The sequence below is a fragment of the Clostridium sartagoforme genome, assembly GCF_004794105.1.
Taxonomy (GTDB): Bacteria; Bacillota; Clostridia; order Clostridiales; family Clostridiaceae; genus Clostridium; species Clostridium sartagoforme_B.
This window is the reverse complement of record NZ_SRYR01000013.1, coordinates 18640-43930: the sequence shown is the minus strand read 5'-3', so window position 1 is coordinate 43930 and position 25291 is coordinate 18640. Positions and strand designations below refer to the sequence as shown.

General features: G+C 28.0%; 25 protein-coding genes and 1 tRNA gene. 7 read left to right on the top strand and 19 right to left on the bottom strand.

Annotated features, from left to right (window positions below; genetic code table 11):
- Window positions 1–5: 5 nt before the first annotated feature.
- On the bottom strand, window positions 6–590 hold the full coding sequence (locus E5347_RS15155) for a DUF1836 domain-containing protein (RefSeq protein WP_136008067.1): 585 nt from the start codon (window positions 588–590) through the stop codon (window positions 6–8).
- A 211-nt stretch (window positions 591–801) separates the two neighbouring features.
- Between E5347_RS15155 and trhA the strand changes: the two genes are divergently transcribed.
- On the top strand, window positions 802–1449 hold the full coding sequence (gene trhA, locus E5347_RS15150; RefSeq protein WP_136008066.1) for a PAQR family membrane homeostasis protein TrhA: 648 nt from the start codon (window positions 802–804) through the stop codon (window positions 1447–1449).
- Between the two features lie 218 nt (window positions 1450–1667).
- Here trhA and E5347_RS15145 read toward each other — a convergent pair whose 3' ends face one another.
- The 4 genes from E5347_RS15145 to E5347_RS15130 all read right to left on the bottom strand — a co-directional run bounded on the left by E5347_RS15145 (window position 1668) and on the right by E5347_RS15130 (window position 5268).
- Window positions 1668–2423 (bottom strand): hypothetical protein, encoded by a 756-nt coding sequence (locus E5347_RS15145; RefSeq protein ID WP_136008065.1) that lies wholly within the window; start codon window positions 2421–2423, stop codon window positions 1668–1670.
- Window positions 2423–3298: an ABC transporter ATP-binding protein gene (locus E5347_RS15140; RefSeq protein ID WP_136008064.1), complete on the bottom strand. Its 876-nt coding sequence runs from the start codon at window positions 3296–3298 to the stop codon at window positions 2423–2425. The genes E5347_RS15145 and E5347_RS15140 overlap by 1 nt, the downstream gene beginning before the upstream one ends.
- A gap of 3 nt (window positions 3299–3301) precedes the next feature.
- Window positions 3302–3664: a GntR family transcriptional regulator gene (locus E5347_RS15135; RefSeq protein WP_136008063.1), complete on the bottom strand. Its 363-nt coding sequence runs from the start codon at window positions 3662–3664 to the stop codon at window positions 3302–3304.
- 293 nt (window positions 3665–3957) lie between these two features.
- Window positions 3958–5268 (bottom strand): sodium-dependent transporter, encoded by a 1311-nt coding sequence (locus E5347_RS15130; RefSeq protein WP_136008062.1) that lies wholly within the window; start codon window positions 5266–5268, stop codon window positions 3958–3960.
- 476 nt (window positions 5269–5744) lie between these two features.
- On the opposite strand from E5347_RS15130, the gene E5347_RS15125 reads away from it, so the two are divergent.
- A complete protein-coding gene (locus E5347_RS15125; protein WP_136008061.1) occupies window positions 5745–7355 on the top strand; it encodes an ABC-F family ATP-binding cassette domain-containing protein in 1611 nt (536 codons plus the stop codon).
- 219 nt (window positions 7356–7574) lie between these two features.
- Here the strand turns inward: E5347_RS15125 and E5347_RS15120 are convergent, their stop codons facing one another.
- From E5347_RS15120 to E5347_RS15100, 5 genes are all read right to left on the bottom strand, one after another.
- Window positions 7575–8033 carry a GNAT family N-acetyltransferase gene (locus E5347_RS15120; protein ID WP_136008060.1) on the bottom strand — a complete coding sequence of 153 codons (459 nt, stop codon included), beginning with the start codon at window positions 8031–8033 and terminating at the stop codon, window positions 7575–7577.
- A 39-nt stretch (window positions 8034–8072) separates the two neighbouring features.
- Complete coding sequence (locus E5347_RS15115; RefSeq protein ID WP_136008059.1) at window positions 8073–8531, bottom strand: GNAT family N-acetyltransferase; 459 nt, start codon at window positions 8529–8531, stop codon at window positions 8073–8075.
- Between the two features lie 80 nt (window positions 8532–8611).
- Entirely contained in the window at window positions 8612–8899 is a 288-nt protein-coding gene (locus E5347_RS15110) for a TIGR04104 family putative zinc finger protein (RefSeq protein ID WP_136008058.1), read from the bottom strand.
- Between the two features lie 132 nt (window positions 8900–9031).
- Window positions 9032–10354 (bottom strand): MATE family efflux transporter, encoded by a 1323-nt coding sequence (locus E5347_RS15105; RefSeq protein WP_243109798.1) that lies wholly within the window; start codon window positions 10352–10354, stop codon window positions 9032–9034.
- A gap of 199 nt (window positions 10355–10553) precedes the next feature.
- On the bottom strand, window positions 10554–11363 hold the full coding sequence (locus E5347_RS15100; protein WP_136008057.1) for a Cof-type HAD-IIB family hydrolase: 810 nt from the start codon (window positions 11361–11363) through the stop codon (window positions 10554–10556).
- 164 nt (window positions 11364–11527) lie between these two features.
- Here E5347_RS15100 and E5347_RS15095 point away from each other — a divergent pair, with 164 nt between their 5' ends.
- The gene (locus tag E5347_RS15095; protein ID WP_136008056.1) at window positions 11528–11770 is read left to right on the top strand and encodes a hypothetical protein; all 243 of its coding nucleotides are present in this window, start codon (window positions 11528–11530) and stop codon (window positions 11768–11770) included.
- A 6-nt stretch (window positions 11771–11776) separates the two neighbouring features.
- A complete protein-coding gene (locus E5347_RS15090) occupies window positions 11777–12598 on the top strand; it encodes a pentapeptide repeat-containing protein (protein WP_136008055.1) in 822 nt (273 codons plus the stop codon).
- A 37-nt stretch (window positions 12599–12635) separates the two neighbouring features.
- On the opposite strand, the gene E5347_RS15085 is transcribed toward E5347_RS15090, so the two are convergent.
- The 4 genes from E5347_RS15085 to E5347_RS15070 all read right to left on the bottom strand — a co-directional run bounded on the left by E5347_RS15085 (window position 12636) and on the right by E5347_RS15070 (window position 16702).
- Window positions 12636–13370, bottom strand: coding sequence for a flagellar motor protein MotB (locus E5347_RS15085; protein WP_136008054.1), 735 nt, complete (start codon window positions 13368–13370; stop codon window positions 12636–12638).
- A gap of 1 nt (window position 13371) precedes the next feature.
- On the bottom strand, window positions 13372–14154 hold the full coding sequence (locus E5347_RS15080) for a flagellar motor protein (protein WP_136008053.1): 783 nt from the start codon (window positions 14152–14154) through the stop codon (window positions 13372–13374).
- Between the two features lie 340 nt (window positions 14155–14494).
- Entirely contained in the window at window positions 14495–16222 is a 1728-nt protein-coding gene (locus tag E5347_RS15075; protein WP_136008052.1) for a ferredoxin hydrogenase, read from the bottom strand.
- A 153-nt stretch (window positions 16223–16375) separates the two neighbouring features.
- Window positions 16376–16702 carry a DUF1622 domain-containing protein gene (locus E5347_RS15070; RefSeq protein WP_168354981.1) on the bottom strand — a complete coding sequence of 109 codons (327 nt, stop codon included), beginning with the start codon at window positions 16700–16702 and terminating at the stop codon, window positions 16376–16378.
- 330 nt (window positions 16703–17032) lie between these two features.
- On the opposite strand from E5347_RS15070, the gene E5347_RS15065 reads away from it, so the two are divergent.
- Together E5347_RS15065 and E5347_RS15060 are read left to right on the top strand one after the other, a co-directional pair.
- The gene (locus tag E5347_RS15065) at window positions 17033–17920 is read left to right on the top strand and encodes a phosphatidylserine decarboxylase (protein ID WP_136008051.1); all 888 of its coding nucleotides are present in this window, start codon (window positions 17033–17035) and stop codon (window positions 17918–17920) included.
- 52 nt (window positions 17921–17972) lie between these two features.
- Window positions 17973–18776 (top strand): MurR/RpiR family transcriptional regulator, encoded by an 804-nt coding sequence (locus E5347_RS15060; RefSeq protein ID WP_136008050.1) that lies wholly within the window; start codon window positions 17973–17975, stop codon window positions 18774–18776.
- A gap of 206 nt (window positions 18777–18982) precedes the next feature.
- Here the strand turns inward: E5347_RS15060 and E5347_RS15055 are convergent, their stop codons facing one another.
- The 5 genes from E5347_RS15055 to E5347_RS15035 form a co-directional block, all read right to left on the bottom strand.
- Window positions 18983–20347, bottom strand: coding sequence for a 6-phospho-beta-glucosidase (locus E5347_RS15055; protein ID WP_136008049.1), 1365 nt, complete (start codon window positions 20345–20347; stop codon window positions 18983–18985).
- A gap of 94 nt (window positions 20348–20441) precedes the next feature.
- A complete protein-coding gene (locus E5347_RS15050; RefSeq protein WP_136008048.1) occupies window positions 20442–21581 on the bottom strand; it encodes a Card1-like endonuclease domain-containing protein in 1140 nt (379 codons plus the stop codon).
- Window positions 21582–21840: 259 nt separating this feature from the next.
- A tRNA-Arg gene (locus tag E5347_RS15045) sits at window positions 21841–21917 on the bottom strand.
- A gap of 77 nt (window positions 21918–21994) precedes the next feature.
- A complete protein-coding gene (locus E5347_RS15040) occupies window positions 21995–22903 on the bottom strand; it encodes a sensor histidine kinase (RefSeq protein ID WP_136008081.1) in 909 nt (302 codons plus the stop codon).
- A gap of 236 nt (window positions 22904–23139) precedes the next feature.
- Window positions 23140–23901 (bottom strand): DUF1189 family protein, encoded by a 762-nt coding sequence (locus E5347_RS15035; RefSeq protein ID WP_136008047.1) that lies wholly within the window; start codon window positions 23899–23901, stop codon window positions 23140–23142.
- 151 nt (window positions 23902–24052) lie between these two features.
- On the opposite strand from E5347_RS15035, the gene E5347_RS15030 reads away from it, so the two are divergent.
- Window positions 24053–25288 (top strand): L,D-transpeptidase, encoded by a 1236-nt coding sequence (locus tag E5347_RS15030; protein WP_136008046.1) that lies wholly within the window; start codon window positions 24053–24055, stop codon window positions 25286–25288.
- Window positions 25289–25291: the final 3 nt, after the last annotated feature.

Below are 25291 nucleotides of genomic sequence, written 5' to 3'. Positions count from 1 at the left end.
ACCCCTTAAAACTTACTAAAATATTCGTCTATTAACTTTTCTCCCATTTTTCTATACATATTGCTCATATTTATAAATGAACATAGTAGAAGAAAGTTTCTTTGGAATTCATTATCTTCATCTGATTTATCACTTGCCATCATATTTTCTATATTGTCTGATTTTTCTACTATGGTTTTTTCAACATCTTGTAAATCTTCATTATGTTGTTTTAAATATAAACTATATAAATCTCTTATTGGATATTCTTCACCAGCTTCAAAAGTTTTAACTATTTTATCTAATGAACTTTTTATATCACCAATTGATAATCCACCCTTTAAATTATATATAAGGCTCATTAAAATTAAATGTTCTTTGCTATACTTTTTATTTTTTATTGACATTAGTAGTTTTCCCTTAGCATAGTTATTTACCATTGTTTTTGTTAATGCCTTATCTTCGTCTGTTCTTTTAGATTTATTAAATTTGTTATCAAATAATTGAGTAACTTGATCCATATATAAATCTAATTCTGGTATTTCATCTAAAGTTAATTGATTTTGTAAGTTCAGTTCTTTGAATTTTTCCATTAATTCATTTTTGTTCATTAATTCCTCCATGTAGTTTTATAAACTACTTATTAATATATCTATATTTAAATATTACTCGTAATCATTAGATAATTCAAGATAATTCATAAATTATATATATTTTTCAGAAAATTCAAGGATTTTTAAACTTTGACTTTTAAAATATGGTTTATTACTATATAAGTAATAAGACGTAGTTTTCAAAACTATATGTAAAGAGGTGTTGATTTTGGAAAAGTATTTTAGAGAACCTGTAAATAGCTTAACTCATTTAGCCGGTGCCATTCTTTCACTTTTTGCATTAATTGCAATGTTAGTTAAAGGTGTAGTTAACGATGCATCTTCTGTAGAAATTGTATCTGTAGTAATCTTTGGAATTAGTTTAATTCTATTATATAGTGTATCTGCAACATATCACGGAGTTATAACTAGTGATAAGATAATTAATAGACTTAGAAAATTAGATCATTCAATGATTTTTATATTAATAGCTGGATCTTATGCACCATTTTGCTTAATTGCACTTGGAGGCTCTAAAGGTACTATCTTCTTTGCAACTATAGCATCTATTGCAATAGCTGGCATACTATTTAGAATGCTTTGGTTTGACTGTCCAAGATGGTTACAAACAGCTCTTTATATAGGCCTGGGTTGGGCTGCTATATTTATGATTAAACCTTTATCAGCAGTTTTAAGCCCTGTAAGTTTATTTTTACTAGTATTAGGTGGAGTCCTTTATACTGTTGGTGGAGTTATTTATGGTCTTAAACCTAATAAACTTCAACTTGGCAAGTTTGGTTTCCATGAAATATTCCATATATTTATTATACTAGGAAGCCTATGTCACTTTATTTGTGTATTCTTATATTTATTATAAAATAAAGCTTTCAATTTATTATTAAAATACATTAGCCCCAATATTATTGAGTTAATTACTCTAATACTATTGGGGCTAATCAGTTATGTAGCATAACGAAAAGTTAAGAATGAATAGTTAAAAATCAACAAAAAAACTCCCGAAGGAGTTTTGAAAGAAATTAATTGTTTATTTTTAAATTCCAATACTAAATTAAAAATATTAAGTTGAACTCTATATTACTTTAAAACAACCTTTTTAGTTAATAGTCTTGCAATTAAAGATAAGCTAATAAATGAAATTATAAAGGTTAAAATAGCTGCATAAGGATTTAATGTATTCCATCCAAATATGAATTGAATAAATTTAATTCCTCCACTTAATATGCCTGGATATATATCAATAATTAGATTTAAAAGAACTATTAAAGCTACTGGTGCTACAGATATTATTACCTTTGTTAATTTATTAGATTTATAATATAAAATTGTAATTACAAAACCAAGTGCAAATGCAAAGGCATAAACTACGCCTTGAAATAAGAAGGTGTTTAATAAGGTTTCAATGCTATTATTTTGTACCCATATTCCTTTATTTACTTCTGTCATTATCCCTAATGTTCTCATATTCCCATATATCATATCATAATTAGTTGGACTAGATATAAAAATATTTTGTATTCTATTAATTATTACATCTATAAAAGACATACCAAATGCTATGGGAATCATTGATAGTATAGTTCCATATAGAAAATCCCTTCTTGATACATTATTACTCTTCATAAAATAAAAATTTTCTTTAAAACTATTTAATCCTGCTATAAAAATAAATATTGCTGAAGATAACTCTACTCCAGATGAGCTAACAGTACCTCCACTAGAGTTTGCAAGGATAATTAATAATATACATACACTTATAAATATTCCATAGAAAGCACCTATTGATTTAACCATATTAGTAAGGCTATATTTAAAAACTGATTTGATTTTCATTATTTAACTTCCTCCTCTCCAGTTAAGTGGATAAATAATTTTTGAAGCTCAACCTTCGATGTTTCTAATCCTAGTTCCTTTATTTGATTATTATCCTCTTCACTTAATTCTCCAATAATTGTAGCTTCCTTAAATCCAGCTATAGTTTCTATATTAATGCATTTCTTATTTGCTATATATTTTCCTACATTCTCTGATGATCCTGAAACTAAATAAGCTCCCCCTAGTAGACTCTCTACTTCCTTATCCCCTAAAAGCTTTCCATCTTTTATTATTATTACTTTCTCTAATATCTCTGAAACTTCTTCAATAATATGTGTTGAAAGTATTATTGTTTTAGGTTCATCAATATAATTAGCCACTAACTCCTTATAGAACATATCCCTATGATTAGCATCTAAACCTAAAACAGGCTCATCGAAGATTAATATTTCAGCTCCTGATGCTAAAGTAATTATTATTTTACATATTGATGAATATCCTGTTGATAGTTCTTTAAATTTTTTATTTATATTAATTCCAAACTTTTTACTTAATTTCATAGCATAATCCGTATCAAAATTACTATAAAATTCTTTTGTCCATTTAAATAAATCCTTAACCTTCATACCTTCTGGATATAAATCTAATTCAGTCATAAAATATATTTTTTCAAGAGCTGCTCCATTTTCAACTACATTCTCATCATCTATAGTAATCGTACCTTCTGTCTGAAAAATTCTATTAGTAATTAAATTAAGTAGAGTTGTTTTCCCAGCACCATTTCTCCCTAAAAGACCATATATCTTATTTTCTTCTATAGTTAATGAAACATTATCTAAAACCCTATGCTTCCCGTATTCCTTTGTTAGATTAGATATCTTAATACATGCCATTAGTTACTCCCCCTTTTTAATCATTTCTATAATATCTTCAGTTGAAATATTCAGCTTCCTTGCCTCTTCTATTAGTGAAATAATATAACTTGAATAAAAGTTATCTCTTCTCTTCTGTACTAATTTACCCTTACTTCCACTTGAAACGAACATTCCAACACCTCTTCTTTTATAAATAATTCCTTCATCTACTAATAAATTAAATCCTTTGGCAACAGTTGCAGGATTAATTTTAAACTTTACTGATATTTCAGTAGTAGATGGAATAACTTCGTCTTCTTTAAATATCCCATTTAAAATTCCATCTTCTATTGATTGAGCTATTTGTATATATATAGGTATTTCACTAGAAAAATCTAAATTCATAGCTACCTCCTTTTAAATTTATACTATATTATATGTCTCCCTTGTTATTTGGTTCATTACTTATGTAATTAACTATATATCCTATGGATATAATTGTCAACATATATTAAATAAATTTTAAAAGTATTTCTAAAACCTTAGTTATCAGTGAATTACAATGATGTTTTAATTATATAAACTCCTTAATACTAAAAAAGATTCTGATAAAAACCCTAAGCGAGTTTTATCAGAATCCTTTATTTAAAACTGTATTCTTTACTAAATTATAATTTCCATCTACTATATCTTTTTATTTATATTCCACCATAAATAATCCCTAAAATTATTACTAAGATAGTTATTGAAGTAAATCCATATTTAGCAAATATAATAAATTTATTATTTACTTTTCTTTTAGCACCCATATTTATTTCATTAAGAACTTCTTCCTTATCTCTCATAAAGTAAAATACAATAAGTACTATTAAGGCTGCTAATGGTGAAACTACTATTGTAATAACATCGGAGAATTTATTAAATAAATCCATATTTAAGTTTAATGGTATAGATAAAACAAATAATATTATCGATATTAAAATAGTTGCCTTCTTTCTACTTAACTTACTTTGAGACATTAATGCTTCCACAGGCCCCTCTAACATATTAATTGATGAACTTACAGCTGCAAAAATTACGCTTAAGAAAAATAATGTTGATATTAATCCACCTGCTGGCATTGATTTAAATATAGTTGGTAATGTTATAAATAATAGTGGTGGTCCTGACATTGGATCTAATCCAAAAGCAAATACTGCTGGCATTATTACAAATGATGCTAGTAATGCTGACATAGTATCTAAAATTGCTGTGGCTAATGCTGATCTTGGAATATCCATATCTCTCCTAATGTAACTTCCATAAACAACCATCCCACATCCATTTAAGGAAACAGTAAAAAATGCTTGTCCAAGTGCCATTACCCAGGTATTTACCTTAAATAAGTATTCCCATTTAGGTGTTAAAAGGTATTTAACTCCTTCAATAGATCCTGGTAAACTTAAAGACCTAATAGCTAATAATATAAAAATTATAAAAAGCATAGGCATTATTATTTTATTAGCTTTTTCTATTCCCTTATTTATTCCTACAATAACAATAATAAGTGCAATAAATATAGCAATAACATTCCATATTATAGTTTCCTTACTTCCAGCAAAGTTATCAAAATATGAATTTATATCTATACTACTTAATTCTCCAGTTGCACTTAATGTAAAGTACTTGATTATCCATCCTACAACTACGTTATAAAACATAAATACTCCGGCTAATCCTATTGCAGGTATAGCCCCTACTAATAATCCACCTTTTAACTTCTTTCTCTCAAATGCATTTTTTATTCCTGTTAATGAGCCTGCCTCAGCTGACCTCCCAAAGGCAAATTCTGTGATAAGACCTACAGACCCTAAGACTAAAACAAATATGAAGTATGGAATTAAAAATACTGCTCCTCCATTCTGCCCTAGCCTATATGGAAACATCCATATATTCCCTAGTCCTACTGCTGCTCCTATACAGGATATTATAAATCCTGCCCTACTTGTGAAGTGTTCTCTCTTCTTCATAACCTACTCTCCTTCTTGTGTAAAAATAATAAAAACCACATAGTTCTTACTATGTGGCTAATTATCTAAATAAAAATACCACATAGACTTATCTATGTGGTCAATTAACTAAATTACTTTGAGCATAACTAATAATTACAACCATCATAGATACAAACCTTAATTTCACTACCGGCCTGCATCTATAAATTAATTATAAATACAAGACCTACCTATAATAGCCATAATAATAATTTTTATTAACTTTTTTGCTTTTAAAGTTAACTGCTCTTGTCATTACTGTTCTCCTAATACTACATTTTTATAAATATTACCATTATATTATCTCAGTGTCAAATGCCAAAAAAGCCTAAATTTTAATAATTTACTTAGTTTCCATTAAATTTTCTAAATATTATCATACCTTTAAATGAAATTATACTTAGTTTGTGATATAATAACGAAATGAATAATTTTAGAAATGAGGTAGGTTTTTAGTGATAACTGTATCAAACGTAAGTTTAAGATTTGGTGGACGTAAGTTATTTGAAGACGTAAATATAAAATTCACTCCTGGTAATTGTTATGGAGTTATAGGTGCTAATGGAGCTGGAAAAAGTACCTTCTTAAAAATATTATCTGGTGAAATAGAACCAAATACAGGTGATGTTAGTATTGCTCCAAATACAAGAATGTCTGTTTTAAAGCAAGATCATTTTGCTTATGATGAATATGAAGTTTTACAAACTGTAATAATGGGTAATAAGAGATTATATGAAATAATGGAAGAAAAGGATGCTTTATATGCAAAGCCAGACTTTTCTGATGAAGATGGTATAAGAGCTTCTGAATTAGAAGGCGAGTTTGCTGATATGAATGGTTGGGAAGCTGAATCAGATGCTTCTTCTCTTCTTCAAGGTTTAGGTATAGGAACTGACATGCACTATAAGAAGATGTCAGAATTAGTTGGGGGAGAAAAAGTTAAGGTTCTTTTAGCTCAAGCTTTATTCGGAAACCCTGGAATACTAATCCTAGATGAGCCTACTAACCACTTAGATTTACAATCAATTAACTGGTTAGAAGATTTCCTTTTAAGATTTGAAGGAACTGTTATAGTTGTATCCCATGATAGACACTTCTTAAATACAGTATGTACTGTAATGGCTGACGTTGACTTTGGAAAAATCAAATTATACGTTGGTAACTATGATTTCTGGTATGAATCAAGCCAATTAGCATCACAAATGGCTAAAGATCAAAACAAGAAGAAAGAAGAAAAAATCAAGGAATTACAAGAATTTATCGCAAGATTTAGTGCTAATGCTTCTAAATCTAAGCAAGCAACTTCTCGTAAGAAGTTATTAGATAAAATCACTTTAGATGATATTCAACCTTCAAGCAGAAAGTATCCTTTCGTTGGATTTAAACCTGACAGAGAAGTTGGTAACGAAATACTAACTGTTGAAGGCTTAACTAAGACTATTGATGGAGTTAAGGTTTTAGATAACGTTAGCTTTAGAGTTAACAAAGATGATAAGATTGCTTTCGTTGGAGATAATGAAATTGCTATAACAACTCTATTTAAAATAATAAATGGAGAAATGGAAGCTGATTCAGGAGAATTCAAATGGGGAATTACTATAACTAAGGCTTACTTCCCTAAAGATAATAATGAATTCTTTGATGGTAGTGATTTAAGCTTAGTAGACTGGCTTAGACAATATTCAGGTACTACTGTAGAAGAACAATCTGAATCTTACTTAAGAGGTTTCCTTGGAAGAATGTTATTCTCAGGAGAAGAAGCTTTAAAGAAGGCTAGCGTATTATCAGGGGGAGAAAAGGTTAGATGTATGTTATCTAGAATGATGCTTACAAATGCTAATGTATTAGTTTTAGATCAACCTACTAACCACTTAGACCTTGAATCAATCACTGCTGTAAATAACGGATTAAGAGATTATAAGAGCGTTGTTTTATTTGCTTCTCATGACCATCAATTTATTCAAACTATAGCTAATAGGATAATTGATATAAAAGCAGATGGATCAATTGTAGATAGAACTATGAGCTACGATGAATACCTAGAGTTTGCAGGTAAAACTAAATAGCCTAGTACAATTAATAATTGGCAATTAATAATTAACAATTTAGGATGTAATTCTTTTAGAATTACTAAAAATGTATTGATGATTCCTTTATAGGATCTTAAATAAAAACAGTAGGTAGTTTTGTTTAATATCAAAACTACCTACTGTTTTTTTATATAAGCAGATAACTATATTTTAATAAAACTCTCTATATACTTCAAAATCTATTCAATTACTTGTTTATAGTTGAATAACCATTCTAATTTCTCTATATTTTACTCCTGAGGCCTCATACTCAAATGCTTCTCTTTTTTCAAAGCCACTTTTTTCATACAAATTAATTGCAATTATATTATCAACTTCAGCACTTGTATAAAGTTCTATATGTCCATATTTATCTACGAAGAAATCTAAAAATTTCTGTACTGCTATCTTTCCAATTCCTTGATTTTGATATTTTTTATCTATCATAAACCTACTCATTGACCATCCATTAATATCATCATCGAAATCATATAAAATAAATCCTACCATGTTATCATCCTTATAGATACCAAGTGGATATAAATTAGGCTCATAGGCTGCTTGTACTAAAGAATACATATTTGAAGCAACAAACATCTTTTGATCCTCACTTATTTTTAATTCTATACATTCATTATAATTATTTCTATCAATCTCTCCAAATTCTATATTCATCCCTAATCCCCTTTGATTAATCTAATCGCCTTCCATATATCAAATTCTCTCTAAAACTATTGTTCTTTTGTAGAATCCATGTCTCTTATAAAATTCTAATACATTTTCATTTCCCTCTACTACCCCTAAAATCTTGGACTTTACTTTATTATCATCAAGCCACTCTATAGCTCTCTGCATCAGCTTGTCTCCTAATCCATACTTACGATATTCCTTTTCAATAAATAAAGAATCAATTTCTCCAACTAAGTCTACATCTACAGTACTAACACAATATCCTACATATATGTCTTTCTCTATATCTCTTATTAAATCAACTTTAACCTTTGAAGTCTTATCACTTAAAAACTTAACTTTTCTTTTTTCAAAAGTATTGTTTTTATATTTATCAGAAAAATAAATTGAGTTAACCTCATGATGCTTATTTAATTTTTCCCATAATGGCTTTACTAAATCAATTAACTCCTTAGCCCCAGTTACAAATTCAAGATTATCCATTTTGCCTCCATAATCAATTACCTATAGACTATTCTAAATCTACAGTCAATTTTCTTATACTAATATATCTATACTTATTCTTAATTTAATTTTCTATTAAAACTAGTTAGAAGTGGAACTACTATTAGAACTGTTACTAAATAAACCATAATAACTACTAGTGTAGCTGATTTTAAATAAGTCTTTAAAAATCCTTGTAATATCAATGGCAATATAAGTAGTACATATGTTAATAGTCTCCACCCTTTTCCCATAATATATTTGGTGTTGCAAGTATCACACTGAACTATCCCTAATCCCCATGCAGCTTTAAAAGAATCAGCATAAGTAAACTTATTTGAGCAATCTTCACAGCTTTTAATCGCCATATATACCCCTCCTTATATATTCTTTTTTAATTATATAAAATCCTACTATCAATTTCATTTATATATTTGTCATATTCCTATTATGTTTATTTTATCCCATATTGTAAATTTTAACATCTACTATTTACTCTTTCAATTCTTCAATAAAATAGTTTTTCTAAAAACAAATATAATAATTAAAATAGTAATAGCCTCTGCTAAAGGAATAGTAAGCCAAACACCAGTCATTCCTATAAATCTAGGTAGAATTAATATTAAAGGTACTATTGCTAAAAATCCTCTTAATATTGAAATAGTAAAAGATTCTTTAGCTTTGCTTATAGATGCTAGTAATGATGTTGTAACTATATTAATTCCCATTATAATAAATCCTATAAAATAAATTTTCATTCCTTCAACTGCCATTGATGAAAGTAAAACATCTCCTTCATTGTTGAATAAGTTTACTATTTCCTGGGAAAATGCAAAAGATATTGCATAGCAGCTTAGTCCAAGCGCTACAGCTGTTATTAATCCATACCTATATATAACTTTTATATCATGAGTATTACCTTCTCCAAAACTCTTACTTATAATTGGCTGAATTCCTTGTGCTACACCTGTAAATATTGCAACTACTATTAATGCTATATTAGTAATAATCCCATATGCTGCTACCCCTGTATTGTTAGATATATTTAATATAGTGAAATTAAATAATAATATAATTATTCCTGATGAAAACTCAGTAACAAAGGATGGTAATCCTAAGGATATAATATTTCTAATATATCCTAATTTAATTTTACACTTTATAAGCTTAAATTTATTCTTCTTTCTTACAAAGTGAAGTGATAGAATACATATGCTTAATATAGGTGTTGCTCCTGTTGCAAGAGCTGCTCCAAACATACCCATTCCAAGAGGATAAACAAAAATATAGTCTAATACTACATTACTTAAACTCCCTACAATCATTGCAATCATAGCTAAGTTAGGCTCATCATCATTTCTAATAAATGATGTTAATATATTGTTTAATATAAACACACAGGAAAAAGATAATAATGTTTTTAAATACTTCCCTGCTAATGGTATTACCTCATTATCTGCACCTAATATTCTTACAATATCATAAGAAAAAAACACTCCAACTATAGTTATTATTGCACCTACTACTGTTCCTATTACTATAGAGTGGGTAAAGACCTTATTAGCTCCACTTTCATTATTCCTACCCCTTTGGATAGAATACTTTATTCCGCCTCCTGCTCCAATCATCAATCCAATACCACTTATTAAACTCCATAATGGTAAAACTATATTAAGAGCTGTAAGTCCTATACTTCCTACCCCATTAGCTATAAAAAATGTATCTGCAAGTATATAAAAAGAAAGTCCTATCATACTAAACACATTTAGAGATACATATTTTATAAAATCATTTAAAATATTATTCTTAGCTTCTACTTTCAAGAAAATATCCTCCTATAATATCTAATAAATTCACTAAATAAAGAATAAAAAAGCACTAGATAACTTATACCCAAGGCCTAACGGTATAAATTTCTAATGCTTGTTATACAAATAATATATCCGGCGATACTATTATTTAAAACTCTTCATTTTATAAAATCTTATAATAATATATTGATACTGTCAATATTTTTTATAATTAATCCATAATCTTTCTAATGCATTCCTCAACACTAGAAACATGATTATTTGCTATATCCTTTACACCATCCTCAGCATAATGAAAAGTAAAACTATTTTCTGTTAAATTAAACATAGAAATATCATTAAATGAGTCTCCAATTGCATATAACTTGTCCTCATTTACATTATTTAATTCAAGTATCTTTTTTAATCCACTTCCCTTAGTGCAACCTTTTGGAGCTATATCAACAAAAAATTGGTTTCTAAATGCCTCTAGATCATCACCTAAACTTTTAACTAGTTTATCCTTTGCTTTTTCTGCAACATTTCTATCTCCATTTTTAGAAAACAAACTTATTATTGAGTAATTTCTTTCATTTATACTTTTAAATAAATCTTCTATAGAAACTCTATCTTTAAAATGACTATATAGTCCCCTCATATCTTCAGGCACCTCTTCTAAGTTAGGTACATTAGAATCAACTAGATAATGCTCCCCCTCAGATTCAAAATGTACACATACATCTTCATTGTCTAAAAACTCCTTAAATATGCCTTCAGCTACCTCACTTCCTATAAACTTACTATGTATTACATTCTTATCCTTATCTAATACTATAGCTCCATTACAAGCTACTATATAATCATATTCTATTTCTGGGTATTCACTAAATAAGTCATATATTGAAGATAAACTTCTTCCTGTTGAAATAATGAATTTATTTCCTGCTTCCTTAAATTCAATAATCCCCTTTATATTTCCCTCATTAATACCATGGTTTTCATTTAATAATGTTCCGTCTAAATCGCAAGCTAAATACTTCATTAAATTCCACTCTCCCAATAATTATTCCTTAAAGATTATAACATAATAATTAGGATAAGATTTTTAATATATAAAATTAACTCATTTAAGTAAGTAAATATGTAATTTTTATCCATACTAATATATAATTAAACTATAATAGTGTATTTAACAAGGAGAGTTTTATGGTTAATAAAAAGGTAATTTTTATATTTATATTTTCTCTTATTATCTCATACCTAATTATAGATTACTTAAATTCTAACTTATTTGTTATCATTGACTGGATTGAAGGAGTAACAATAGCAGATAAATTAAGAGAATACTATATAAGGACCTTTAGTTCTAATATATCTTTATCTTTACCCATATCCTTGATTCCAACTTATCTTGTATATAAAAAGACTAAAAATAAAACTATGGAGTAAATAAATATGAATAACGAAAATGATTATATTAAAAATTTAAAAATAGATTGTGAAAAGTGCTTTGGTCTATGCTGTGTATCACTATACTTCTCAAAGTCAGATGGATTTCCTCATAATAAAGATGCAGGTAAGCCTTGTATAAATTTAAAAAGTGATTTTAAATGCTCTGTTCATAATAGTCTTTATACTAATGGCTTAAAGGGCTGTATCGGCTATGATTGTTTTGGAGCAGGCCAAAAAATTTCCCAAATAACCTTTAATGGTGAGGACTGGAAAGGTAATTCTGAGCATAGTAAAAAAATGTTTGAATCATTTTATGTAATGAGACAACTTCATGAAATGCTATGGTATCTTAATGAAGCTTTTAATTTACAAAAGGATACAACCTTAAAAGAAGAAATTAAGAGTCTAATAGATTCCACTAATAACTTAACATTATTAGATGCAGATTCACTCTTACAAATTAATATTGATAACCATAGAGATAAGGTTAATGTTTTTATTAGAAAAACTAGTGATATTATTCGTAGAAAATCATCAAAATCAAGTAATAGTCCTAAATCAAAATCTTATTTTGGTAAAGACCTTAGAAACTTTGATCTCAGAGGAGCTGACCTTAGAGGAGCATTTCTTATAGCAGCAAATCTTAAAGGTATGAATCTAACTGGAGCTGACTTTATTGGTGCGGATTTACGTGATGCTGATTTCAGTGGCGCCGATCTTAGCAGAAGTATATTTCTTACTCAATCACAAATTAATTCAGCTAAAGGTGATAAAAACACTAAACTACCACTTAACATAACTAAACCAAGGCATTGGATAAGATAAAATTAAAAGGGTTGCCTGTATAGGCAATCCTTTTAATTTAATTATTATTTTCTATATTGTCATACTTATTATTTAATATAAGTATATCTACTCTTCTATTTTTAGATCTTCCCTGATTAGTACTATTATCTGCAACAGGTCTATATTCTCCATAACCAACTGCAGACAACCTATCTGGAGATATTCCTCCATTATTAATTAAATATTCAACTACATTAGATGCTCTAGTAGAAGATAATTGCCAATTTGAACTAAAATATTCATTTCTTATTGGAACATTATCTGTATGTCCCTCTATCCTAATATAATTATCAATTTTATTTAATACTGTAGATAGCGAAACTAATTTTAATTTCATATCTTCCATTATCTCTGCCTTTGCACTCTCAAAGAATATACTATCATTGAAACTTATTACTAATCCCCTTTCTTCTATACTTGTAGATACACTTCCTTCTAAACCCATTTCTTTAATCATCTCATCAACTTGTCCCTCTATTCCTTGAAGCTTTTCTTCTTCACTTTGAACTAAAGGTTTTAATTCTCCTTCATCACTAGAACCTTCATTAGCGCCTCCTTCCCCAGAATCACCAATTCCCGTACCTCCAGTAAAAGCAGAGTTCATAGAGCTCGCTAACTTCTCATATTTCTTTTGATTTATATTCGATGCTGAATATAAAACTACAAAGAATACCATAAGTAATGTTATAAGATCAGAGTATGTAAGAAGCCATCTTTCACTATTTTCTGGTTTTTCTTTTCTCTTCTTCATTTTAAACTTCCTCACCCAAGTACAGTGTTTCTATTTCACTTTCAGTTAAATATCCTTCCAGCTTGCCCATTATAGCTGTAGGGCTGACACCCTCTTGAATAAGTAATAATGCTTCTATACACATTTCCTTTTCAATTATTTCTTCATCATTTAAAGCCTTTAATTTATTTGCTATAGGTAACCAGATTAAGTTAGCAGTTGCTATACCATAAAGCGTTGCTATAAATGCTACTGCTATTTTAGGTCCAAGCTCATCAGGGTCATCCAGGCTTCCTAATACCTGAACTAGTCCCATAACCGTACCTATAATACCCATAGTAGGTGCATATCCACCTGCTGCTTCAAATATAGCAATACCTTGATGATGTCTTTCTGATATTTGTTCGAGTCTTGTCTCTAAGGAACTCTTTATTATATCAGGATTAACTCCATCTACAATCATTTGTAGCCCCTTTCTAATAAAAGGATCCATACTCGTATCATTTACATCTGATTCTATGCTAAGTAGTCCATCTTTTCTTGTCTTTGTAGCAATTTCCTTAAAAAACTTGATATTTTCTATAGTATTACTTTCTCTTTTCTTAAAAGCTGCTGATAACACCTTTGGAAATCTCTTCAGAATCTTTCCTGGGGTAGAAATACCTACTGCTCCAATGGTACCACCAAGTACTATAATTGCTGCGGTATGTTGTAATAACGCACCTAAAGCTCCCCCCTCTAATGTAAATCCTAATATTATACAAGCAAAAGAAAAAATAAGACTAATAATAATTGTAATATCCATAATACACCATCCACTTTTTATTCAAAGAACATAATAATTCATATTATATGGATAATTATATTTACTATCAATTTTACTATTTATATTAAATTCGCCCTTTTTTTCTCAATTTAGACTATTTACAGTAACTATAATTATGTACCTTACAATACTTTGAAAATAGTGTTTTTATAGTCCAAGAAATCAAAGAAATTCTCTAATAATTTAGGTAATAGCTTGCCTTTCTATATTTGAAGAGCAATCTATAGATTAATATTATGTATAAAATTTATAAAAAAGTGTGAAATATAATATTATACTTCACACTTTTCTATTTAATATATTAAGTTTTAGTTTTACACTACTTATTTTTATAACTCATATGAAGTAATTCATGAGCTTTACCATGTCCTGGTTCACCCATGTAAGTATCATACATCTTATTTAAAGCACCATTTTCGTGAGATTTTCTCTTCTTTAAATTCTTATCTTGATTGTATAATACTGATGCTCTAACGCTTCTAATATCCATAGTTAATCTATCTGAAGGATTAACATGAGGTTGTCCTCCGCCATTTACACATCCACCAGGACAAGCCATTACTTCAATAAAGTGATATTTCTTCTCTTCTAGCTTTCCGCTATTTATAAAATCAAATAAACTAGATGAACCATTAATTACAGCTACATTATAGTTTTCTCCACCTATTTCTACTGTAGCTTCTTTAATTCCAGCTAATCCTCTTACCTCTTCATATTCTATATTTTCTAAGTCTTTTCCTTCTACGAAGTCCTTAGCTGTTCTTAGTGCTGCTTCCATAACTCCACCAGTAGCTCCGAATATAGCACCTGCTCCAGTATATTCTCCCATAGCTGGATCAGCTTCACTATCCTCAAGCTTTGCAAAGTCAATCTTAGCATCCTTAATCATCTTAGCTAATTCTCTAGTAGTGATTACAGCATCTATGTTTCTTAATCCATTGTTCTCCATTTCAGCTCTATCTGCTTCATATTTTTTAGCAGTACAAGGCATTATAGTTACAGTGAATACATTCTTTGGATCTATGTCTGATATTATTGGATAATAAGTTTTACTAGCTGCTCCAAATATTTGTTGAGGTGACTTAGCCGTAGATAAGTTCCCTAAAAGATTTGGATAGTAGTTTTCTACTTGTCTTACCCATGCTGGACAACAAGATGTAAACATAGGGAATGGTCCACCAGTTTTAATTCTTTCAATTAATTCAGTAGCCTCTTCCATTATTGTCATATCTGCCCCAAAATTTATATCAAATATCTTATCAAATCCTAATTGTCTTAAAGCAGTATATGTCTTTCCTGTTACGTCTACCCCGTAACCCATCTTAAATAGCTCTCCCATAGCAGTTCTTACTGAAGGTGCCATAGCAACTATAACATGCTTTTCTTCATCTTCTAATGCATCCTTAACTCTATCCATATGAGATTTTTCAGATAACGCATCAACTGGACATGCCGCTACGCATTGCCCACATAGTAAGCAATTAGTATCATCAAAACATTTTAAGTTTTCAGGTCCAATTATTTTCTCTCCATCTACTTCAATAAACTTAATAGATTCTGTGCCTGTCTTAGTCTTACAAGCTGCGACACATCTTCCACAAGTAACACACTTTGTTCTATCTATTACAATAGACTTACTTCTATCATCAACATACTCTGATTTATCTGCAACAACAAAAGGTTTAGTAGCCTTAGCCCTAGTTTTAATAACTAGCTTCAGAAACTCACAGTTTTCTCTTCTTTTACATGGTCCACACTTAAATTCATGCTTATCTAATAAGCTTGCAACTGTAGCTTTAACAGCTTCTTGAACTCTTTCAGTATTTGTATTAATAACCATTCCTTCTTCAGGAGTTACACAACAGGCTTTAACTAAATCATCTTGACCTTCTATTTCAACAAGGCAAACTCCACATTGCCCTACATTTCCACAGTCCTCTAAAAAGCATAATGCTGGAATATCTATTCCATTACTTTTTGCAGCTTTTAATAAGTTATCCTCATTATTTACTAAAACTTCTTTTCCATTTATAGTTACTTTAATCATTTTTGCCTCCTATATTACTTTGTAAAGAATGTAATAATTGTTACATTATTAACAATTATTATTGTACTATAATTTATAAATAATTACTATCCTTTAGTTAAAATTATAATAAAATAGACATTACTTCCTAATGCCTATTTTTTATTTGCATATTTAATGACCATTTTTGGTATCTGCTTTCATTTCCCAATGGATTACAAAAGCTAAAATAGCTCTTAATACAATTATTGCTGCTAATATGTACATTTCATCTAAAGATCTTACTATTACTGTTTTTAATATTTCTGCTCCTAATTTAAATTCTAACGCTAAGGTTAAAGATTGAGCAAATTCTACTTTAATGGGATAATCATTTTTAGTAATTATGTTTAAAATAAACTTATAAAAGCCTTTAATTGCCCCGATTATAATAATTATTATACCCATAGCTTCTAAACTATGTATGGCTAATGGCGTTATTAGTTCTACAAAACCTTCCATGATAATCCCTCCCATAAATGTATTAATCCAACATACTTATTATCTTGTATAATTTATAATAAGTAAAGCAAAATTAATAAATAGAGGGATTTTTATTCGTATTTTATGATAATATAATATAGAAGTTGTAGTAGCTATTTTATATACAGTCATATTTAATTTAATGATTTTTAAATAATGATATTACTTATACTACCTTCATAAAAAATTACAGTTTAATTTTGATATTTTTCTTAATCGATTCTATTAAATTATGATTTTACTAAATCATAATTATATGAATTATTAATAGAATTCTGTAGTTTAATAATTAAGAATAAGAGGTTTCAAATGATACGCATATATAATAGAAAATCTAAAAAATATGAAATAGAAAAAGTTGCAGGAGAAAATTATATAAAATGGTCTTATGAATCTCCTATTGGAAAAGGCTTTACTGAACTCTTAGTAAAGAAAAAAATATTTTCAAGACTTTATGGTGCTTTCTGTGATTCACCTTTAAGTAAAAAGAAGATTAAGAAGTTTATAGATGGCTTTAATATAGATATGGATATAAGTATGAATTCAATTGATAGTTTTTCTAGTTTTAATGACTTCTTTATTAGAACTTTAAAAGCTGATGCTAGGCCCATTCCTAGGGATAATAATTTACTTATGTCTCCTGGAGATGGTAGATTATTTGCTTACGAAAATATTTCTATAGATAAATTGATCCAAGTTAAGGGGATTAACTATAGTTTAGAAGAGTTACTTGCAAATAAAGATATTGCTAAAAAGTATGAAGGGGGAACCTGTTTAGTTTTAAGACTGTGCCCTACTGATTATCATAGATTCCACTTCGTTGATAATGGGATTCCTTTAGAAAATCACTTTATTAAAGGTAACTACTATTCTGTAAATCCAGTAGCCTTAGAGAGAATTCCTAAGTTATACTGCCAAAATAAAAGGGAATGGTGTGAGTTTAAATCAGAAAACTTTGGTGATATTCTTCATATTGAAGTTGGTGCAACTTGTGTTGGTACAATTATTCAAAGTTATAAGGAAAATAAGAAAGTATCTAGAGGAGAAGAAAAAGGTTATTTCAAATTTGGAGGTTCTACAACTATTCTTGTATTTGAAAAAGATGCTATAGAAATTGACAAAGATATAGTAGAACAATCAAACCTTGGATATGAATCTATGGTGTTATTAGGAGAAGTAATTGGTAAGAAAAAATAACTTAATGTAGATATAATTACACTATATAATCTATAGTAAGGAGTGAGTTTTTATGGGGGATTTAATTTACAGATTATTATTATTTTTAAATAGTAGCAAATCAAATGATATCAATCATAGTATAGCTATTACATTGCTTAGAAATGTACGTATTATACCTAATATGTCCATAAATAAATTAGCTGATTTATGCTATACTTCTCCAGCTGCTATAACTAGATTTTGCCATAAACTTGGCTATTCAAGCTTTATAGAATTTAAAGAAAATATGAAGATTAATATTAATAATTATAATCAAAGCCTTATAAGGCCAAGAGCAATTAACTATGATATTGATAGAGAAGATTTATTAAATAATATGTCTAATGAGATTGCTGATGAGGTAAATTCATTTAAGAATACTGTAGACTTAAAATTAATTGATAGCATTATTGAACTTATATATAGTTCTAAAAATGTATATATTTTTGGTACTCAATACTCTCAACTTATGGCTCAAAATCTTCAAAATAATTTAGCTAGATTATCTAAATTAATATATCATGCAAATGATGTACAAGAACAAGAAAAACTTGCAGCAGAAATGGATGAGTCTTCTCTTGCAATATTAATATCCCCTACCGGGAGATTTACTATTTATCATGAAAGGCTTTGGAAAAAAATTGCGGCTAGTCCTGCTACCTTAGTAGTTATTACTGAACAAGAAAATCCAAAGTATACTAAGAGAAGCAATTACATAATTTATTTACCAAAGCGAGAAGCTACTACTGAATATATTCAAACTCATACCCATGATTTAAGCTTCTTAATTGAGTATATTTATTTACGATATGGGATTCTATATAAGAATCTATAAAAAATATAGCGAAATATTAACTTTAATTAGTTACATAAAATTAAAGAGGTTAATATTTCGCTATATTAATTATTATGTTATCCTTTGTTTCTCATTTCTTCTTTTGTTTAATTCTTTTGTAGTTCACAATTTTTTCAAGGGTAAATTTATTTAAATTCATAGCTCATATTTAAGATGAGCTATGAACTAAGGGCTTTTTAATAATTTTAGAATTCAGCTCTTTCTACAGCTTCTATCTTTTCTATAACATTTTTAAATTGTGGTAAATGTTCTTTATTAGCAACTAACATTTCATTTAATAACTTTCTACCTCTTACATCATCAGCTACTAATGGATTGGTTACCATTGCTAATAATGCAGTGTTATAATCTCCTGTATAAGCTGCTTCAGCTGCTAATCTTTCAAATGATTTAATTTGACCAACTAAGCCTTGAGCAAATACTGGTAGGTCAGTAACAGTTTCTACTGGCACTGGACCATTCTTCCCAATATAACAACTTACTTCAACTGCTGACTCATCTTCAAATTGCTTTAAAGTTCCATTATTCTTTGTATTTACTGCAATTATAGTGTTTTTATCATTATATATACCGTTGATTACATTACAAGCAACATCTGAATAGTGTGCTCCACCACGCTTAGATAATTCTTCTGGTTTTTCTTTTAAATCAACGTCTTTGTACATTTCAAATAATTTCTTTTCAACATCCATTACTACTTCAGCTCTAGTTCTGCCCTTCTTGAATTCTTCTAACTCATCATTAAGCATATCCTTAGTCTTATAGTAATATCTGTGATATGGACAAGGTATTACTCCAAATGCCCTTATTGTAGCAACATCCCAGTCTAAGTCTTTTATATTTGCCATTGTTTGACTCTTAGTGTCTGGAGCAGTTAATCTATCAATAATTTCTGCTGTAACATCTTTTCCATCATTATAGACTCTTTCAGCGTAAACCATATGGTTTAATCCAGCAAAATCCACTGTTACCTTATCTCTATCCACCCCTAATATATCTGCAAATGAGAATTGTAATCCTATTGGAACATTACATACTCCAATTACCTTCTTATGAACTCCATATCTTAATAAGGCTTCTGTTACTATTCCTGCTGGGTTTGTAAAGTTAATTAACCAAGCATTAGGACATAATTCTTGAATATCCTTAGCTATATCTAGAATTACTGGAACTGTTCTTAAAGCTTTAAATAACCCACCAGCTCCATTAGTTTCTTGACCTAAGAATCCATGACTTAAAGGAATTCTTTCATCCTTACATCTAGACTTTAATAATCCAACTCTTAATTGAGTAGTAACAAAGTCTGCATCTTTTAATGCTTCTCTTCTATCTAATGTTAAATGTATATTCATTGGAACTCCTGCTTTTTCAACCATTCTTCTAGCAAGTGCTCCTACTATTTCTAGTTTTTCTTTACCTTCTTCAATATCTACTAACCAATAATCACTTACTGGCATTTCATCATATCTTTTAATTAATCCTTCTACTAACTCAGGTGTATAACTTGATCCTCCACCTATTGTAACAATCTTTAAAGGTTTCTTTCCCATACAAATGACCCCCTAATTTCATTATTTTATTTAGCTTATAACTTTATTATACTTACATAAAAGATTAAACAATTTCAAATTTTGAAAATTCAAATTAATTCTTAAATATTATATTTTTAATGGTTTTTTTAAATTTTTCTTCATCTCCTTCAAAAATAATAATATTAATATTCATTTCTTTTGCTCTCTCCTTCACAGAAAGCTTTATTGGTTCCTTAGTTGCAACTAATACCTTATAAGAATTATCACCTCCAATCTGTTTACTATAAACTTCTAATTCATTTAAAGTATCTTCATTATATTTATCACTATCTTTACATGAAATACATATAGGAATAGAGTCTTTTATAGCTATTACATCTACTTCATTTCTCACTACCTTACTTTTATCATTCCATAAAAACATAACTCCACTTTTAACTTCATCTATTTCCTTAATTTCCTTTATCATATTATTTGTTGCAATTTCTAGCCATGTTCCACTTTTAAAAATAAAGGATTTTAAATAGTCATTCATAAACTCTACATTTATTTCATTTCTATCTTCTATATACTGTATTTCTCCCATACTTTTAAGCTTTAACAATATCTGATTTAATAACTTCTTTTCATCCTTATTAAATAAGCCTACTTTTATTTTTATACTCTTTGGATTATTAATATCATGAGTAAAAATATTACTATCATATAACTTTTGTTTATGTTTATGCCAAAGTTCAAGGTTCTTATATATGGATTTTGTAAACAACTTTAAATCTTCTTTTTTAGAGAAATCAGTACTGTCATTTATAAACTCTCCCCCAGAAGCTTTAAGAATAGTATTTAACTCCATATCCTCAAAATCTTCTTTATCTATATTTACACCTCTATGAAAAGTATATATATCTCTATTTTTGATATCTAAATAAACAGATTTAATATCCAGTTCCTTTATTATATTTAATAATAGTAAGGAGTTAATTCTACTTCCACCCGTTAAATTAACTAATATCTCTTTATCTTTATTATTTTTTATTAGATTTTCTAATAATTCCATATTCCCCTCTTCTATATTTATGTCTTTTAAAGTAACTTCATTAAAATTATTCTTATAATAATCTATAAGGGAGTTTAATTTTTCTTTATCTTCTTTTCTATATATAAGTATCACTTCTCTTGGCCTATATTTTTTTGTTGCTAAAATATTTGCTTCATTATGATTATCTATCTGATTGATAAGTAAATCTATTTTCATAATTTTATCCTTTTTATCTTTTCTTATTAATTTTATTATTCCCCTCATATATTTTTTTATAGATTTTAAAGACTCTAAATTTTTACTATTATGATGAAAAAATAAAGTTGTTTTCTTAGAATGCAAAATAGCCTCTAATTAATGTTCTTCTTTCTTTAAAAATGCTATAAGGGAGAAAATAAGAAGTAAAACTTATAAGTCAACTGATTTTAAGTAAAATAAAAAAACCTTGTAAACTTAGTATTTACAAGGCTTTCTATGGTACGGCGGAGAGGATTCGAACCCCCGACCAACTGGTTCGTAGCCAGCTACTCTATCCAACTGAGCTACCACCGCATATTAAATTTTAACAAAACTATATTATCATAAGTCCATAAATAAATCAAGTAACTTATCTCTATTAGGTAAATATGCTAATTATTATATAAATCTGAAAACTCTATTTCTAACATTTGAATTTTTCCTTCATCACCTCTTAAACAATAGTCTTCTCTTTCTTCAACCAATGTTATTGGAAATGTAATTATAAATTCACACCCTTTATTTTCTTCACTATTTAAAATTATCTCTCCCCCCATGGACTTAACAAGATAATTTACTAAATCAAGTCCTATACCACTTCCTGAAGATTCCCTATTATTATCATTTGATATCTGATAGAACCTGCTAAATATTTTCCCTTGATTTTCCTTTGATATTCCAGGCCCTTCATCTTTTATAGATATTGATATTGAGTCTCCTAAAACATTAATATATATATATATATCTGAATTACTATATGAGAATTTTATTGCATTAGATAGTAAATTCATAATTATCCTATCTAAGACCTCTGGATCCACTGCCATTATACACTGTTCCTCATTAGTATCAAAAGTTAACTGAATGTTTTTTTGCTTTGCATATTTATCTATGCAATTTATTGTGCTTTCTATTATTGAAATAACATCTATATTTTTCATATTTAAAACATAATAATTATTTTCAAGCTTTGTAGTATCTATAAGATTATTTATAAGCTTTAGCATTTTTAAGCTATTTCTTTTAACCATCTTCATATACTCTAATACTTTTTTATCAGTTATGGATACGCTTCCATAGTCTATGCACTGCATTATACTTAAGATAACATTTAGATGTCCTCTTAAGTCATGTGATATGTTTGATAGAAAATTATCTTGCCTACTACTTTTATTTAATAATTCAGTTATGACCATTATTAACTCATCATTTGTAAGGCTATTATTTTTTTTTGAAAAAAAATCATTTAAATTATCTTTTTTAAGTAACAATTCCCTAGTGATAAATTCATTGTTAATCATCTTCATATTTCCTTTCATACCAGCCTTAGCATTTTTTAACCCATATTATAAGTGTACCATATGAAAATTTTTCTAACAACATATTTTGCAGTTTTTTCCAATTTTTCTATGCATCTTTATGATATTTTTACCTTTTTAATTATATATTTATTTATATTTTTATATCTACTTATTAAAATATGCAAAAATACCCTTAAGAATACTCATGTTTTATATTCTTAAGGGTATTTATCTGTTTATAATTCCACTTCTCTTCTTAAATTGTTAATTACCATTGTTAAATAAGTTCCAGATATAAGCATAGAGAATGCCCCTAGATTTATAAACGAACCTAAAATTGTCGAAAGTGTCGTTGCATAAATACATATCTTGAGTATATTACCATATCCTAAATTTAAATAATTTATCTTATTTAAAATAACTCCAAGAATTGATAATATAAAAGCATTAAACATAAAGTTAAGATAAGTCATTAATATACTAAGTATAAACACTATATATTTAATAATACTAAAAATACCAAGTGAGTTTATAAAATCATTATTATCAATCTTATCTACTAAGTTCATTTCTGTATATTTATAGTTATATTCTTCTCCATTAGCTCTATATGAAATACCATCCTTTAAAAAGGATACTGAAAAATCCTTATGTACAACTATTTTTCTAATATTGTTAACATCACTTAACGATAGACTAGTATCTATATAAATAATATTTTGCCCTTCTTCATATTTAAGTGGTGAATTTTCAAAATCTAAAACTCCATTTTCTAAAGTAAACTTAAGCTCCTCTGTAGACATTATATTTTCTATACTCTTTTGCATAGAAGCAATGGCTGCATAACTGAACCCACCAATAGCTGAACCTATTATAAGGGAAAAAAGTATGGAGTATATTATAGCTCTTGATAATTTTTCATTTATTAACTCTTTATATCTCTTTACATTGGCTACACTAATTATAATTTTATTAAAGAAGCCTATTCTATCCTTCATATTTATAACTCCTTCTATTTTAGTAATTACTACCTATTCTATCATAGAAAATAGGTTTTATAAACAAAGCCAATTTTTAAATTTTCTATGAATAAGTTTATTTTTTGTGAATTTGGTTAATGATTATAATATAAGTCAAGGAGGAGAATTTATGTTTAAAATCAATAAAGGTAGAGAGAAAAAGTTCTCTATATTTAAATTAATGTCAATTATTATTTTCATTATGTTAGTAGGATTTACAACTAATATATATATTAATTCAAACTATAGAGAAACAACTTCTAAGTTCTATTTATCCTTTAATAATAAAGATTACTCAAATGCTAAATCTTTATTAGATAGTAAATTACTATTAGTTTCTAAAAATAAGCTAAATACCGATTTAGAAAATTACTTTACTGATGTAGTAAATAAAGTACTTATAGCTTTATCTAATAGTGAAATTAATAATTCTAGTGCATTAGAAGTACTAAAGGAAGTTGATAGCTATAATATTCTTGGAGATTCATTAAATAAATTGATTTCAGTTTTAGAATCCCCTAAGAATACAGCTGTAGCTAATACAAATTCCCCAGAAGAATATAAGCCCCCTAAAACTAATAGTGCTCAAAATGAAAATAGCTATTTAAATTTAGGAATATTAGCCTTTAATTCTAAAGATTATAGTACTGCTATTTCCTATTTTAATTTAGTATCAAAGGATACTCCTAAAGACTATGAAATGGCCCAGGATTATATTAATGATTATTATTCAAATTATAAGGATTACTTATTAGATAGTGTTGAAGAATTAGTCGCTAATAAATATTACACTAAGGCTTTGGAAATATTATCTGATTATGATAAAAGTAAATTAACTAAAGATGATATAACTGAAATTGATAATAAAATTAATTCAATAAGACAATTTAGAGAAGAATATCAAGGTGAGGATTCAGAGTATACTTCAAATGCCATACTCCAAGAAATAACACCTAGCAATATAAACACCTTATCTATAGCTAGTAAAACCCCTTATTTAATTTACTTAAACTTAAATAAGCAGATGACTTATATTTATAGTGGTGAAAAAAATAATTGGTCTCTACTAAAAGAATTCTCTAGTTCAACTGGAATTGAGGGTGAGGAAACTCCTAAGGGTATTTTTTCTGTAACTGGTAGGGGCGATTGGTTTTACTCCCCTGATTATGAGCAAGGAGGAAAGTACTGGGTTCAATTTATGGGTGATTACTTATTTCACTCACTTCCATTTAACGAAGATCAAAGTGAAATAGTAGATTATACCCTTGGCGCGCCTGCCTCTCACGGTTGTATAAGACTTGAAGTCGAGGACTCTAAATGGATATATGATAATATAGACGATGATACAAAAGTTATAATAAATTAATCT

Bases quoted from the DNA above. Each gene is read 5' to 3' on its own strand.
- E5347_RS15085 (WP_136008054.1), bottom strand. From the start codon at position 13,370: ATGAAGAAGAGAAAAGAAAAACCAGAAAATAGTGAAAGATGGCTTCTT.
- E5347_RS15145 (WP_136008065.1), bottom strand. From the start codon at position 2,423: ATGAAAATCAAATCAGTTTTTAAATATAGCCTTACTAATATGGTTAAA.
- E5347_RS15080 (WP_136008053.1), bottom strand. From the start codon at position 14,154: ATGGATATTACAATTATTATTAGTCTTATTTTTTCTTTTGCTTGTATA.
- E5347_RS15095 (WP_136008056.1), top strand. From the start codon at position 11,528: ATGGTTAATAAAAAGGTAATTTTTATATTTATATTTTCTCTTATTATC.
- E5347_RS15075 (WP_136008052.1), bottom strand. From the start codon at position 16,222: ATGATTAAAGTAACTATAAATGGAAAAGAAGTTTTAGTAAATAATGAG.
- E5347_RS15140 (WP_136008064.1), bottom strand. From the start codon at position 3,298: ATGGCATGTATTAAGATATCTAATCTAACAAAGGAATACGGGAAGCAT.
- E5347_RS15055 (WP_136008049.1), bottom strand. From the start codon at position 20,347: ATGGGAAAGAAACCTTTAAAGATTGTTACAATAGGTGGAGGATCAAGT.
- E5347_RS15050 (WP_136008048.1), bottom strand. From the start codon at position 21,581: ATGAAAATAGATTTACTTATCAATCAGATAGATAATCATAATGAAGCA.
- E5347_RS15090 (WP_136008055.1), top strand. From the start codon at position 11,777: ATGAATAACGAAAATGATTATATTAAAAATTTAAAAATAGATTGTGAA.
- E5347_RS15130 (WP_136008062.1), bottom strand. From the start codon at position 5,268: ATGAAGAAGAGAGAACACTTCACAAGTAGGGCAGGATTTATAATATCC.
- E5347_RS15135 (WP_136008063.1), bottom strand. From the start codon at position 3,664: ATGAATTTAGATTTTTCTAGTGAAATACCTATATATATACAAATAGCT.
- E5347_RS15035 (WP_136008047.1), bottom strand. From the start codon at position 23,901: ATGAAGGATAGAATAGGCTTCTTTAATAAAATTATAATTAGTGTAGCC.
- E5347_RS15065 (WP_136008051.1), top strand. From the start codon at position 17,033: ATGATACGCATATATAATAGAAAATCTAAAAAATATGAAATAGAAAAA.
- E5347_RS15115 (WP_136008059.1), bottom strand. From the start codon at position 8,531: ATGGATAATCTTGAATTTGTAACTGGGGCTAAGGAGTTAATTGATTTA.
- E5347_RS15110 (WP_136008058.1), bottom strand. From the start codon at position 8,899: ATGGCGATTAAAAGCTGTGAAGATTGCTCAAATAAGTTTACTTATGCT.
- E5347_RS15100 (WP_136008057.1), bottom strand. From the start codon at position 11,363: ATGAAGTATTTAGCTTGCGATTTAGACGGAACATTATTAAATGAAAAC.
- E5347_RS15155 (WP_136008067.1), bottom strand. From the start codon at position 590: ATGAACAAAAATGAATTAATGGAAAAATTCAAAGAACTGAACTTACAA.
- E5347_RS15040 (WP_136008081.1), bottom strand. From the start codon at position 22,903: ATGATTAACAATGAATTTATCACTAGGGAATTGTTACTTAAAAAAGAT.
- E5347_RS15030 (WP_136008046.1), top strand. From the start codon at position 24,053: ATGTTTAAAATCAATAAAGGTAGAGAGAAAAAGTTCTCTATATTTAAA.
- E5347_RS15120 (WP_136008060.1), bottom strand. From the start codon at position 8,033: ATGAATATAGAATTTGGAGAGATTGATAGAAATAATTATAATGAATGT.
- E5347_RS15070 (WP_168354981.1), bottom strand. From the start codon at position 16,702: ATGGAAGGTTTTGTAGAACTAATAACGCCATTAGCCATACATAGTTTA.
- E5347_RS15060 (WP_136008050.1), top strand. From the start codon at position 17,973: ATGGGGGATTTAATTTACAGATTATTATTATTTTTAAATAGTAGCAAA.